We start from the raw sequence: 13,353 nt of genomic DNA, 5'->3' as shown, positions 1-13,353 counted from the left end.
CTTCTATCCTAACAAAAATCCCCGATTCAAATCATCTCTCGGGTCTACAACGAACTGATGGAATCCTGTAATAAATGCATGCCCCGTTACTTTTGGAACGACAGCTTCATATGTATCTACTGTGGTTACCGACAATACTTCCCCCTCGAATTTCCCGTCAGTAATACATTCGTGGACGAAAATTTCTTCCTTTTGTAAAGCATTTCTTTCAAAAAGAGTTGCGATTCTTGCGGAAGTTCCTGTACCGCAAGGAGAACGATCTACTTGCCCATCAGCGAAGATCGTTACATTTCGTAAAGTTGCATCTTCCCCTTTCGGTTCATCTGAGAAAATAACACCGTATATTCCTTTTAACCCTTCTTCAAGTGGATGTTTTACTTCCATTTTGCTCTCGATGTAGTGCTTAATTTTACCGCCCCACTTTTGAATAGCAGATAAGTCTTTGAAATCGACTTTCAAACCAAATTCTTTACTATCTACTACCGCATAAAATGCTCCGCCAAACGCGATATCTACTTGAAATTCATAGTCATCTATTTTAATAGGAACGTCTTTTTTGTATACAAATGAAGGAACATTTTCAAATGATACAGACTCTACTTCGCTCCCGTTATATGTTGCGTACGCAATGACTTCCCCGGCAGGACTGTCGATAATGAACTTTTGTTTTTCACCTGTCACTTCAAACATACCTGTTTCAATTCCGACTGTAATAACAGCAATAATGCCATGACCACACATCGTACTCCAGCCTTCATTGTGCATAAATAATACACCAAAATCAGCGTGTGCACTTGCAGGCGGCGTAATGATACAACCGTACATACCGTGATGTCCTCTCGGTTCATACATAAGAACTTCGCGAAGATGGTCCAAATGCTCCATGCAGTATGCGCGTCTTTCTAACTGCGTTTCTCCTTTTATTTCTGGCACGCCACCTGTAATAATTCGAAGCGGCTCCCCAGCTACGTGAGCATCAATTGTCGTGTACACTTTACTAACCTTCATTCCTATCTCTCCCCTATATGTTGATACTCTTTTTATTGCAAATATCATGCCAACGCATAGGGTATAAATTTGTATACATTGTGTAAAAAAGCATACACTACTGTCTATTTTTTTATACAGTAGACATTGGGTGATTATTAGCCCGCACAAAACAAAAAAGCCATAACGTCACTACTTGAGCAAAGTTATGGTTCCTTTTTTAATTATTTTGCAGGATTTGTACCAAAATCGAATTTATCCCGCATTTAACGGGCAGTAAGACCCCCACCTCAAAATGCAGCGAAAGCAAAGAAGTTAGGTGGGAGATCAACTGCCCGTAAAAGCCCGATTGGTGAGGGCTGATAATCAGTGGGGGATGAACAAAACCCCCACTGATTAAAGTTTCACTTTATATGTCACTCGGCAATTTTTCCCACTCACTTAAATGCATGACATCTTGTTTTACGTTTTTCTTTTCAGGAAGTAAACATAGAAATTCTAAAAAATTACCGTCCGGATCATAAAAGTAAAGATTTGCAGTAGGTGTCCACGTCTGAACCATAGGCTCAGACGGTTCAAGACCGAAAGCGGCTCTTGGTTTTATTCCTTTATTAAGAAGCCATTCTCTTGCATGAATGATCTCTTCATAGTTAACCTTGAATGCAAAGTGACTTGTATGAAACGCCTCTTCCGATACCTCCCAAATGCCCAGCATTTGTTCCTTCTTATTATCTTTATCAAACCAAAAAAAGGCTACACGGCGTTCTTCAATCGTATGAGCATGAAATAACCCAAGTTTCGTATAAAACTCTTTTGCCACTTCTAAATTTCTTGTTTTAACGTGTGTTTCATATAAAGTACCTGGAAACAAGCATATTCCCCCTTTATATTTTTCGAAATTCTTACTATAAATCCTATTTTAATAAACTAGAAATAGAAGTGATATCGTATTCTTCTTACATGCTTTTCAAATTTGTTGCCCTAATGCTAAATAAAAAAGAAAATTCTCTTCCCCCGCCACATATACTGTTCAAAAGCAAAAGGAAGTGATCCAATGTACTACGGGACAAAGGGCTGGTACGTAGCTGAATTAAAAAAATTAGGCGTGCGCTATCTTGAAGGACGAAAACTAGAAAGTTACCGCGGGCACGTCTTACGCAATTTATTACTTGCACAACAAGAAAAATTAAAAGAACAGTAATATACTAATGTAACTGGAATATCGACTTACCGACAAATCTCGCTAATTCATCTATCTAAACTACCAACCAATCACACATCAATACCAAACAAAAAAGGTCACCCAAATGGGTGACCTTCCTTTCTTATTCACAAACAAGAATTTGTCTAGTAAATGATCCTTTTCTTGTAACACAGCGATCTGTAATTTCGAATCCTGCTTCATGGATCATGTCGTCCATTGTTTCCATCGTGACAACGACTACCTTTTTAGCGATGCGGCGCGCACTTGAAAGAATAGAGAACTGGTCTTCTGGTGTTGCATGCGTAAATAAGTCGTACGGCATATCGATAATTGCAACGTCGTAGTTCTCAGTAATTTCCTCGATTGGACCTTTTGTTACTGTTCCTTCAAACCCGAAATGTGCAATGTTTTTTCTCGTTCCAAGCACTACAAGTGGATTTATATCTCTACCAACGATGTTAATCCCCATAGAAAGTGCTTCTACTACTACTGTTCCAATACCGCAGCACGGGTCAATTGCTCGTACTCCATCTGGATTTGGTACAGCAATATTGGCAACAGATCTCGCAACACGTGTGCTAAGAGATGTCGAATAACTATGCGGTTTTTTTATGTGATGATACCAAATTGGCTCACTTTCTACATAGTGTCCGAAGTACCAGCGTCCTCCAAGAGGAACAATCCCGAATACACGCTCTGGATTACGCACATCCGCTTCTCCTTCAATATGCATACCGAGGTCGCGTTCAATGAGACGTCTTTCCCCATATTCAATTTTATTTTCTTTCCCAAGGTCATTGATTTTAACGAAGATAACTTTAAATGACGCCCCCGCCAAATCAATTTGTTCCACTTGTTTTAGAATACTTTCTAAGTCGTCCCCTTCATACATAACCTCAACGCGCTCTTTTATAAACGCACTTCTACTCGGTTCAATTTTGACATCACTTTTCAAAATATTAACGTGAGACTCCATTCCAAAGAACGAGCGCATTTCCAAGTAACATAAAGCACGTTCCTCCTCACGAAACGCATACGTATATATACATGCAGGTGTTGTACTATGATTACTCAATCTATTATCATCCTTTATCGTTTAAAATTATTATGATTACAATTATTCGAATATCTTTTTAACGTAAAATTAAATGATATCACATGCCGTAAATAAAGAGAAACCCTAATAAAGTGAAACTTTAATCAGTGGGGGGCTTACTGCCCATTAAAGCGGGATAAATAAAAGAGACTGCCTATCGGCAATCTCTTTTTATTTATTAACGGAAAGAAGATACGCTATTACCCTTTGCTTCGTAATAATCTAAAATACCTTGATAAATCGCTTCTGCTGCAGCTTGTCTCTGTTTTGGTGTAGCAATTTTATCTGCATCACTTTTATTATCTACAAACGCTAATTCTGTTAGTACAGCTGGCATTGTATTTTCTCTAGTTACATATAAGTCCTGATGTTTCACACCACGATCTTTTGTTCCAAGTGCCGCTACAAGACGAGCTTGAATTTTCTTTGCTAATAAAATACTGTCTTGTACATGTGGATTCGTTGCTCTTGGCGCTGCTGACTTATAATATAATGTTTCTGTACCTTGTCCATCTTTATCTGTAGAACCATTAGCATGGATACTTACAAAAATATCTCCATTATGTTCCTGTGCAAATTCTACACGTTTCTTTAATGAATCAGGACCACTTGTTCCTGGGCGTGTATCATCTGTACGAGTGAACATCACAGTAAATGGTGCTCTTTGCTCAAATATTTTCTTTAATCGCAATGATACATCTAATACGGTTTGACTTTCTTTCTCATAATAACCAGGATTACCAGAGTCCATTCCACCGTGACCTGGATCAATAATAATCGCTTTATCTTCTAGGAAGTTACCTTGCTTCACTGGGTTTAATTGATTTTTATCAACCCATTGGAATCCAGCGCCTACGCGGATACGAATCCAGCTGCCGCTCTCTTCCATAATCGTTACTGTTTGTGCACCATATGTACCTAGCACTTTAGATCCATGTGAAGCTGTTTCATATGCAGTAAAGTCTTGGTTAATCGTTTCTGTTTTTTCTTGTAGAGGTGTCCACTTCTCACCTTTACTTGTTACAATTTTTAACCAGCCGTCTGCTCTTTGCTCTTTCACTTCAACCATTTGTGGCTTATGCTGAACGTCAGTAATACCAGATGATAATGATGGTTGATGATATGTAATAAAGTTTCTGTTCATATACATTCTTTTTGATGTATTTGTTTTATTTCCATCAGCCTTCGCAATGAACTGAGCTGCTTCTGCACGAGTTACAGTTCCTTCAGGATTCCAGCCATTTCCCGTACCATTAGAAATCTCTAAGGCTACTAAAATATTAGCTTGTTTCTTACCCCAATGAGGTTCCAAATCTTTAAACTGTGTTGGAGGTTCTCCAATAATTTTCTTATCTAATGAGTACGCTTGTACTAACATAGATGCCATAGATGCACGGTTCATTTTTCCGAATGGATTGAAATTACCAGTACCATCTCCATTAATTGCACCTGCTTTTTCCACTGCAGCAATGTACGGTGCTGCCCAATGGCTCTGTGCGTCTTTAAAAGATGGTTTTGCTTTTGGATCAATCGGTAAACCAAGAACGACTGCTATGATTTTTGCAGCTGATCCTCTATCTACTGCTTCAGATGGAGAAAACGTTCCATCTGGCTTTCCATCAAGCGCTTTTTTTTCTACTAAATAATTAACTGATTCTTGCGCCCATGTAGGAACATCCGAAAACTTCTTCGCTGCTGCGAAACTACTTATTGGAGACGATAATAAACTTGCGGCTAAAATACCTGCCGCGACTGCACGATACTTCATAAAAAATAATACTCCTCTCGACAATCATCTTTTAATAACGCGTAATCTTAATATATAAATTATGGTAAATTCGAACAAAAAAAATTAGTGCGCCTCTATTATTCTATAATACTCGAATTATGTAGTAAACCTACTTTCTTAATATCGTAAAATAAAATACAATCAATTTACTTTTTGTTAAATAAAGCCGATTTCTCCGCAAACAAAAAATAGGCTACTAGAGGTAGCCTATTTCTTTTCTTATTCTGCAATCATCTCTGATAATACATATGCATAAACAAGTGCTTCTGTATGAGCAATCGAACTTTCATGTGTACGCTCAAATGCATGAGAAGAATCAATACCCGCTCCAATTAATGCATGTTTCACATCAAATCCGGCGTGAATCGCAGCTGACGCATCCGATCCATAGTACGGATAAATATCTACTTTATATTCAATATTGTTCGTTTTCGCAAGCTCTACTAAATGTTTACGCAGTGCATAATGATACGGGCCACTAGAGTCTTTTGCACAAATAGATACCGTATATTCGTCAGATGCTTGTCCATCACCTAACGCTCCCATATCAACCGCTAAATACTCAACCGTTTCTTCTGGAATGTTAGAGTTACCACCGTATCCAATCTCTTCATTATTAGAAATTAAGAAATGAGTTGTATATGGTAATGTTACATTTTCATCTTGTAATCTCTTAATTAATTTTAATAGAATCGCAACACTTACTTTGTCATCTAAATGACGTGATTTTATGTATCCACTCTCTGTAATTTGAACGCGCGGATCGAATGAAACGAAGTCTCCTACTTCAATTCCTAATTCGCGTACTTCATCAGCTGAAAAGACACGCTCATCAATACGAACCTCAATATTTTTCTCATCGCGTTTCGCTTCACCTGCATCTTTATATACATGCACAGATGTTTGATGCATTAAAATCGTTCCTGTATACGTCTTGCCACTCGATGTTTCAATTTCGCAATATTCCCCTTCTACAGAGTTCCAGCGAAATCCACCAATCATAGAAAGACTCAGACGACCGTCAGGCTTAATTTCTTTCACCATCGCACCTAACGTATCAACATGTGCCGTTAATAAACGATGTTGTGCATCATTTTTTCCTTTTACCGTTAAAATAAGAGCGCCTTTATTGTTACGCTTCGTTTCTACGTTCCACTCACTTACATAGTTTTCAATAAAACGGATGATTTTCTCTGTATTTCCAGATGGACTTGGAATAGAGACAAGCTCCTTAATCAATTCCATCGTTTCTTTCGTATGATGTGCCATTGTCGTTTCCTCCTCATTTTCTCTACTATTCAGTATACCGAATTTACTATAAATCCTCTACTCATATAGCTTAATTTTCTAAATTGCGGTAAAATTCTTTTTAGTATACAAAAGGAGATATAAACTATGAATATATCAAAAAAATATATACACATTGCACTCATTTGGTTTTTAGCATCATTATTTTGTTTACAAGTTTCTTATGCCGTTCACACTACTACTTCTATTACAATTGGCTGGGTATTAACAGCTATCTTCTTCATTATTAGTTTAATTGCAACAAAAAAGCATAGCGTTACTCACTAACGCTACGCTTTCCCTACGAAACTATTCTTCTGAAACATCTAATAAATAAATGCCTCTTTCAAATCCACCGCGCTCTATTTCTTTTTTCTTACGAAGACGTTCTATATCTTCAATTGTTGCACCTTCTGCACGCGCTAATGAGATGATTACTTCCAGTGCATCCGCAAGAGAATCAAGCGCATGTTCACGCTCTTTCATAGAAGCAAATTCACGAATTTCTTCTGTACCAATTTTCGCTAAAGCTTGTATGTATGCGTGTCCTGTTAATTTTTGTGCTGTATATGTTTTTCCAGACATCAAAATCTTCTCTGGAACACGATCTCTTACTAATTTGTTATATGCTGACATCATCCATCCTCCTATGTTTAATAACATCCGAGCTCTGCTGTATAGAAAAACCATTTTTTCTTCACGCATGCACTAAGCATATCAATTCCTGATCCATGTGCCCTTACGTGTGGAAAAAAATAGTGTTCTGATTCTTCTTCCTTACCATATAAAGTTTGGTACTCAGCTGGAATTGCTTCTTTTTTCACATCTTTTTCTTTCGTCACTTCGCCAGAGAACGCAACGCTTGGATGTCCTTCAAAAAACAAAGCAGTTCGCACCGCCATAGATGGTGTACTATGCAACGCATAATACGCTATTACAATTATGCCGATAACACCAATAAATTTCTTCATATATTACTCCTAAAAAAAAGTGCTAACACAATTATACTAAAATGTGTTAGCACTTTCTCCCCTTTACCTTAAATTAACCGGCAGTAAACCTACCATTAATCAAAATTTCACTTTATTCTCCTTTAAATGCAGGCAAACGCTTTTCTAAAAATGCAGCAATGCCTTCTTTATGATCCGCTGTTTGTCTCATCGCATATTGGCCGCGTTTTTCAAGCTGCAATGTTTGTTCTAAATTAGAGCGGTTTACTTCACATAAAATTTGCTTCGTTTGAATCATTGCTTTAATCGGTTTTTGTGACCATTCACTAATTTTTTGCTTCACAGCCGTTTGGAAATCCTCACCGATTACTTCATCAATTAGGCCGATATCAAGCGATTCTGTTGCTGATAATTTCTTCCCTTCCCAAATAATTTGCTTCGTCATATTTTCACCGACGCGCTTTTGAAGGAAAAAATGGCCGCCGCCATCTGGAATTAAAGCGATTCCAATAAAGTTCATCGCAATAACGGATGAAATATCCGCCATCACATAGTCAGCTGTTAAGGCAATACTTAATCCAAGACCAGCAGTTGGTCCATGAATCGCACTAATCACAAGCTTCGGCATCGTATATAAAGTTACAACAACTTCAGAAATAGTATTCATAATACCATCAAACTTGCTTTCATCATTACTTGAAAGCATCGATTTAATATCTCCACCCGCAGAAAAACCACGGCCGTTCCCGCACAGCACAACAATATGCGCAGAACTCTCCGCTACTTCTTTCAGTTTTTGTAATAGCTCTTTTAACGTTGGCTCATCTAATGCATTTAACACCTCTGGGCGATTGACCATAACCGTTGCAACGCGCCCTTCATATTTCACAACAACAGATTCTGTTTTACTTGTTACTTCCATTATATACCCCTCTTTTCTACATAAAGTGAAACTTTAATCAGTGGGGGTTTTCTTCATCCCCCACTGATTATTAGTTGAACCAATCGGACTTTTATGGACAGCCCGACCCCTACCTAACTTCTTTGCTTTCGCTGCATTTTGAGGTGGGGATCTTACTGCCCATTAAAGTGGGATAAAGATTATACTTATATAATTATAGAAAGGAGGTAAAAAATCCTTCTTTTTTCTTAATTTTCTGTCTAATAATCTCGCAATGTGTATATATCCTTGCATAAAACAAACAATTTCGTTAAAAAATATAGCAATTAAAGTCGGTTTATCGCCTCTTCTCATCTATTTACCATTACAATGAAATGGTGTATTCTTAAGTCTGATATAAAAAACAAATATAGAAATTCATTCCCCTTCCTATTATATAGAGGGGTGCTGAAATAACGGAATGAAGAAATGGAGGAATATATGGTTACTAAGTTTAAACAAACGGATAACTACTTCCCGCATTTCCTACTGCTATTCATTGTGTTTCAACCAATTTTAGATTTATTAACGTCTTTTTCAATCTATGTATTACACATGAGCGCAACAGTCGGAATTGTAGTCCGTTTCGCCTTTATGCTTCTTGCATTAGGTTATCTACTTCTTCATCATAAACAACAAGGCGCGAAAAAATATATTCTTTATTTATGTGTATTGGGCATCGTACTCGCAATCGGCCTTGTGAATAATTTAATGGTCAAATCTCCAGTTTCATTTGGAGAAGAAGTGAAATTTATTTTGAAAAGTGTATATCCAATTGTACTACTGTTTGGATATATTATCGCACTAAAAGAATTAAAAAATAACGAATATGCGTTTCATAAAATCATTACGTATTTCTTATATGCAACGTTGATTTTAAGTATTTCAATCATCGCAGCTATGGCAACTGGTACAGATTTTCCAAGCTATCCGAACTCAAAAATCGGTTCCAGAGGATGGTTCTTTGCTGGGAATGATTTAAGTTCCATTTTCGCAATTATGTTCCCAATCGTTGTCTTATACTCGGTTCATAAAACAACTTCTTTCTCAAAAGCGTATTACTGGATTCCGACAGTACTTGCGATGTATGCAAGCATTATGATTGGAACAAAAGTAGGCTATGGTGCCATCGTTATTACACTTGGTATCGCCCTTTTCTTCTTATTCATTGAATATATGATACATCGTAAAAAAGAAGGAAAAGGATTCACATATCTTGTAAACACAATTGTTGTCGCTGTCGTATTAGGAGGATTACTCGTACTTACACCGCAAACTCCTATCGCAAAAAACATGACCATCCATTTACAAATATATGAATACAAAAAATCAGTACAAGAAGAAAAAGACCGAAAAGAAGGAAAAGTAATTACAGAAGAAGAACATAAAGAAGGCGAACTAACGGACTCTGAAATGAAGAGTTTAATTTACAGTGATCGCGACAAGTTTTTAAAAGTATATAAACAATACTATAAAGACGCACCACTATCTCAAAAATTATTTGGAATGGGCTACGCTGGTAACTATACAACGAAAATGAAGTTAGTCGAAATGGATTTCCACGATCTATTCTTCGCATTCGGAATTGTCGGCTTCCTTATGTACTTACTGCCGCTTCTTTATTTCGGTATAAAAATATTCATTCGCTTGATCACAAACTTCAAGAAACTATTTAGCGTAAAACATATGCTACTAGCTAGCACACTCGTCTTATCGCTCGGTATCGGCTTTATGTCTGGACACGTATTAACAGCACCAGCCGTTAGCATTTTCTTTGTTGTGATACTCGCTTACTTAATTGTTGATTTAGAAATAGAATAAAAAAAAGCGGCATCCAGATGGATGCTGCTTCTTTTTTATTCCAACCCTTTACCGCCTCTAGCATTCAAAGTGCTAATTCTTTCTGCTCCAGTAATCATTGGTTTTGCTCGCTTAATTAAATTTTGTGTAGACTCTAACATTAAAGATGCTTTATGTGCTTCTTCATTACTCCATACTTCAAAAACATATACAGCATTCGGCTCGTCATCAGAAGTACTTACAATATACACCTCACAACTATGAAGTGAGTTCATCGATTCCGCAGCCTCTAGCAAAATATTCGTTAATTCTTCCCGGTTACTTTCTTCCACAATAAACTTACCATACAACCCAAATTTACTCATTCTTTTCCCCCTAATTATGCCACTTCTCTTATTTCAAAATTAATAATTCTCATAAATCACTCAAATACCTTCTTTTCCATTAAAAAAACACTTAATGGCACACCTTTCTTACGTATGAAATTAGAAACTACTTATATAGAATAATTATTTTAATCGAATTATTAACATGCTAAAATATTAAAGGCATCATTATATAAAAGAATATATAATAGATATGTCGGTTTTTTTGCACGAAATGTATTTTGAAAAAGTGAGGAGAGTCCATTGGTATTTAGTAGTTCGATTTTCTTATTTATCTTTTTACCTCTCGTATTATTTTTCTATTTTATAGTGCGTGCCGAGCTACGTAATTTCGTATTACTTGCATTTAGTTTAATTTTCTATGCATGGGGCGAACCGCGTTTCGTTCTTTTAATGCTCTTTTCCATCGTATTAAACTACTGCTTCGGCCTACTCGTGCATCATTATGATAAACGAAAAAATATGAAAGTCACATTTTTAATTATGGCTGTGGTCGGAAATATTTTATTACTTTCTTATTTTAAGTATATTTCCTTTTTCACAGACATGTTAAACAACGTATTGCACTTATCTATTCATGTGGAACCTATTCCACTACCAATTGGAATTTCGTTTTATACATTCCAAGCGATGTCCTATGTCATCGATATATACCGTAAAGATGGGGATGTTCAAAAAAACCCACTTAACTTAGCGCTATATATATCTATTTTCCCTCAGCTTATTGCCGGACCAATTGTTCGTTACAATATCGTTGCTGAGCAAATTAAAACGCGCATCCATTCTTTTGAACGATTCACAGAAGGTATTCAAATTTTCGTTCTCGGACTAGCAAAAAAGATATTAATTGCCAACCAAGTCGGATTTGTGGCCGATAAAATATTTGCCTTACCACCATCTGAAATAAGTGTTGGAACGGCATGGATTGGTATTATCGCTTACACCCTGCAAATTTATTTTGATTTCTCAGGATACTCTGATATGGCAATCGGACTCGGAAAAATGTTCGGATTTGATTTCCCAAAAAACTTCAACTACCCGTACATCTCTAAATCTATTTCAGAGTTTTGGAGAAGATGGCATATTACACTTGGTTCTTGGTTCCGCGATTACATATATATCCCGCTCGGCGGAAACCGCGTTTCAAAACTAGCGAATTATCGTAACCTCTTCATCGTATGGGGATTAACGGGTTTATGGCACGGGGCGAGCTGGACATTTATCGCGTGGGGCTTATATTACGGCTTTATTATTTCAATTGAAAAAGCTGGATTCGAAAAAATATTAAACAAACTATGGAAACCGCTGCAACATGCATACGTATTACTAATCGTTATGATCGGTTGGGTCTTCTTCCGAGCTGACAACTTCGCTTACTCGTTCCAATATTTAAAAGCGATGTTCGGCATAGGAGGACAATCTTTCATCGATGACAATACAATGTTATACGTACATGAATACATTATCGTATTTCTCATTGCCTTTATCGCAGCGACACCAATTTTAAAACGAATGAAAAACATACTAGAACTTGCGCCAAAAACGTATATGTTCACGATGCAATTTGTACGTCCTATATTATTACTAACATTATTTATGATTTCGGTTATGTACTTGATTAACTCAACATATAATCCATTTATTTATTTCAGGTTTTAACTGATGTAGGAAGGAAAAGTTATTATGAAAAAATTGGGGAACCTCATCCTGTTTATCGGTTTTCTCACCATTATCTTTTCATTTGGCATATTATCGTTACTCAAAACAGACCGTGACATTTCACCAGTTGAAAATCGGCCGCTCGCTCAAAAACCAGCACTTACGAAAGAAGCCCTTTTAACTGGTAGCTTCTTTAAAGATTTTGAAACATACACAAATGATCAATTAATCGGACGAGATGAGCTTATTAAAAACTATACAATTGCCCAAATTAATATGGGTAAATCTCTTATTAACGACATTATTTTAACTGATGATAAATGGCTCCTAAAGAACCCGGCGTGGACGACAAAATATAACGAAATTGACCAATCCATGCCCGCTATAAACGATTTATCTCAGTTTTTAAAAGAACAAAACGTTGAGTTTTACTTTGCTTTACCACCGTCAAAAACGAATGCATTATCATTTAAATTACCTTCTCATATTCACACATATGCACAGGAAAATTTAAATTACTTTCTAACGAAACTTCCAGCGGACGTAAAGCCAATAAAACTGATGGAACAATTTAAACAGAACTATAAGAACGAAGAAATACAAGACATGTATTTCAAAACAGATCATCATTGGAATATGGACGGTGCCTTTGTAGGCTACCAATATATCATGAACACAATCAGGCAACAGTCTTCTATATATAAAGGAAAAGAAATAAAAAAAGAAGACTACACTCGTACATGTGCGCAAAATAAACATTTAGTTGGAAGCTTCAACAACCAACTATACCAACTCATCGATGCAAACGGTGAAAAATTGTGCTACTACACACCGAAAGGCGGTTTCAACTTCACAAGCGTAACCGCAAAAGATGTGAAAGGTACTATTCATCAAAACTTAGATGACATATACGGCGTCGAAAAACAAAAAGATACAACATCATACGCAGGTTATTATACAGACGACTATCCAGAAATCGTCATCGAAAATAACAATGCACCAAATGAAGTACGCGCCTTAGTCCTAAAAGACTCATTCGCGAACGCAATCGTGCCACACTTAGCACAAAGCTTTAAACACACATCCATCCTCGACCTGCGTCACTATCACGAAAAAGATGTATATCAATACTTGAAAGACAACAACATTAACATGGTATTGTTCGTGTATAGTGATTCGAATTTGAGTGGGGATATGTTTAAATTTAAGAAATAGAAAGAAGCCTCTTGTAAAAATTACAAGAGGCTTCTTTTCG

General features: G+C 36.7%; 13 protein-coding genes and 1 pseudogene. 5 read left to right on the top strand and 9 right to left on the bottom strand.

Features of this window, described 5'->3' with window-relative positions; genetic code table 11:
• Positions 1–3 precede the first annotated feature (3 nt).
• Together PDL00_RS27835 and PDL00_RS27830 are read right to left on the bottom strand one after the other, a co-directional pair.
• Positions 4–1,008 (bottom strand): proline racemase family protein, encoded by a 1,005-nt coding sequence (locus PDL00_RS27835; RefSeq protein ID WP_333563540.1) that lies wholly within the window; start codon positions 1,006–1,008, stop codon positions 4–6.
• 388 nt (positions 1,009–1,396) lie between these two features.
• Positions 1,397–1,858 (bottom strand): VOC family protein, encoded by a 462-nt coding sequence (locus PDL00_RS27830; RefSeq protein ID WP_270732607.1) that lies wholly within the window; start codon positions 1,856–1,858, stop codon positions 1,397–1,399.
• 148 nt (positions 1,859–2,006) lie between these two features.
• Here PDL00_RS27830 and PDL00_RS27825 point away from each other — a divergent pair.
• Positions 2,007–2,188, top strand: a pseudogene (locus tag PDL00_RS27825) (YflJ family protein); the annotation flags it as partial.
• 124 nt (positions 2,189–2,312) lie between these two features.
• On the opposite strand, the gene PDL00_RS27820 reads toward PDL00_RS27825, so the two are convergent.
• From PDL00_RS27820 to PDL00_RS27810, 3 genes are all read right to left on the bottom strand, one after another.
• On the bottom strand, positions 2,313–3,266 hold the full coding sequence (locus tag PDL00_RS27820) for a TRM11 family SAM-dependent methyltransferase (protein ID WP_270732604.1): 954 nt from the start codon (positions 3,264–3,266) through the stop codon (positions 2,313–2,315).
• Positions 3,267–3,465: 199 nt separating this feature from the next.
• Positions 3,466–5,055, bottom strand: coding sequence for an N-acetylmuramoyl-L-alanine amidase (locus PDL00_RS27815; RefSeq protein ID WP_270732602.1), 1,590 nt, complete (start codon positions 5,053–5,055; stop codon positions 3,466–3,468).
• A gap of 240 nt (positions 5,056–5,295) precedes the next feature.
• A complete protein-coding gene (locus tag PDL00_RS27810) occupies positions 5,296–6,345 on the bottom strand; it encodes a M42 family metallopeptidase (RefSeq protein WP_064473733.1) in 1,050 nt (349 codons plus the stop codon).
• 126 nt (positions 6,346–6,471) lie between these two features.
• Between PDL00_RS27810 and PDL00_RS27805 the strand changes: the two genes are divergently transcribed.
• The gene (locus PDL00_RS27805; RefSeq protein WP_063263308.1) at positions 6,472–6,651 is read left to right on the top strand and encodes a hypothetical protein; all 180 of its coding nucleotides are present in this window, start codon (positions 6,472–6,474) and stop codon (positions 6,649–6,651) included.
• A gap of 21 nt (positions 6,652–6,672) precedes the next feature.
• Here the strand turns inward: PDL00_RS27805 and PDL00_RS27800 are convergent, their stop codons facing one another.
• The 3 genes from PDL00_RS27800 to PDL00_RS27790 form a co-directional block, all read right to left on the bottom strand.
• Entirely contained in the window at positions 6,673–6,999 is a 327-nt protein-coding gene (locus PDL00_RS27800) for a nucleoside triphosphate pyrophosphohydrolase (protein ID WP_270732595.1), read from the bottom strand.
• A 17-nt stretch (positions 7,000–7,016) separates the two neighbouring features.
• Positions 7,017–7,334: a hypothetical protein gene (locus PDL00_RS27795; RefSeq protein WP_242256633.1), complete on the bottom strand. Its 318-nt coding sequence runs from the start codon at positions 7,332–7,334 to the stop codon at positions 7,017–7,019.
• A gap of 112 nt (positions 7,335–7,446) precedes the next feature.
• Complete coding sequence (locus PDL00_RS27790) at positions 7,447–8,235, bottom strand: enoyl-CoA hydratase (protein WP_242256635.1); 789 nt, start codon at positions 8,233–8,235, stop codon at positions 7,447–7,449.
• A gap of 459 nt (positions 8,236–8,694) precedes the next feature.
• On the opposite strand from PDL00_RS27790, the gene PDL00_RS27785 reads away from it, so the two are divergent.
• On the top strand, positions 8,695–10,074 hold the full coding sequence (locus PDL00_RS27785) for an O-antigen ligase family protein (protein WP_242256637.1): 1,380 nt from the start codon (positions 8,695–8,697) through the stop codon (positions 10,072–10,074).
• A 35-nt stretch (positions 10,075–10,109) separates the two neighbouring features.
• Here the strand turns inward: PDL00_RS27785 and PDL00_RS27780 are convergent, their stop codons facing one another.
• Positions 10,110–10,418, bottom strand: a complete 309-nt coding sequence (locus PDL00_RS27780; RefSeq protein ID WP_270732592.1) for a putative quinol monooxygenase — start codon at positions 10,416–10,418, stop codon at positions 10,110–10,112.
• Positions 10,419–10,682: 264 nt separating this feature from the next.
• On the opposite strand from PDL00_RS27780, the gene PDL00_RS27775 reads away from it, so the two are divergent.
• Both PDL00_RS27775 and patB1 read left to right on the top strand, forming a co-directional pair.
• The gene (locus PDL00_RS27775; protein ID WP_242256641.1) at positions 10,683–12,098 is read left to right on the top strand and encodes an MBOAT family O-acyltransferase; all 1,416 of its coding nucleotides are present in this window, start codon (positions 10,683–10,685) and stop codon (positions 12,096–12,098) included.
• 24 nt (positions 12,099–12,122) lie between these two features.
• The gene (gene patB1, locus PDL00_RS27770) at positions 12,123–13,313 is read left to right on the top strand and encodes a secondary cell wall polysaccharide O-acetyltransferase PatB1 (protein ID WP_242256643.1); all 1,191 of its coding nucleotides are present in this window, start codon (positions 12,123–12,125) and stop codon (positions 13,311–13,313) included.
• The last annotated feature ends 40 nt before the right edge of the window (positions 13,314–13,353 follow it).

The organism is Bacillus cereus group sp. TH152-1LC, assembly GCF_027710505.1.
GTDB classification, from domain to species: domain Bacteria; phylum Bacillota; class Bacilli; order Bacillales; family Bacillaceae_G; genus Bacillus_A; species Bacillus_A mobilis.
This window is presented reverse-complemented; position numbering and strand designations above follow the sequence as displayed.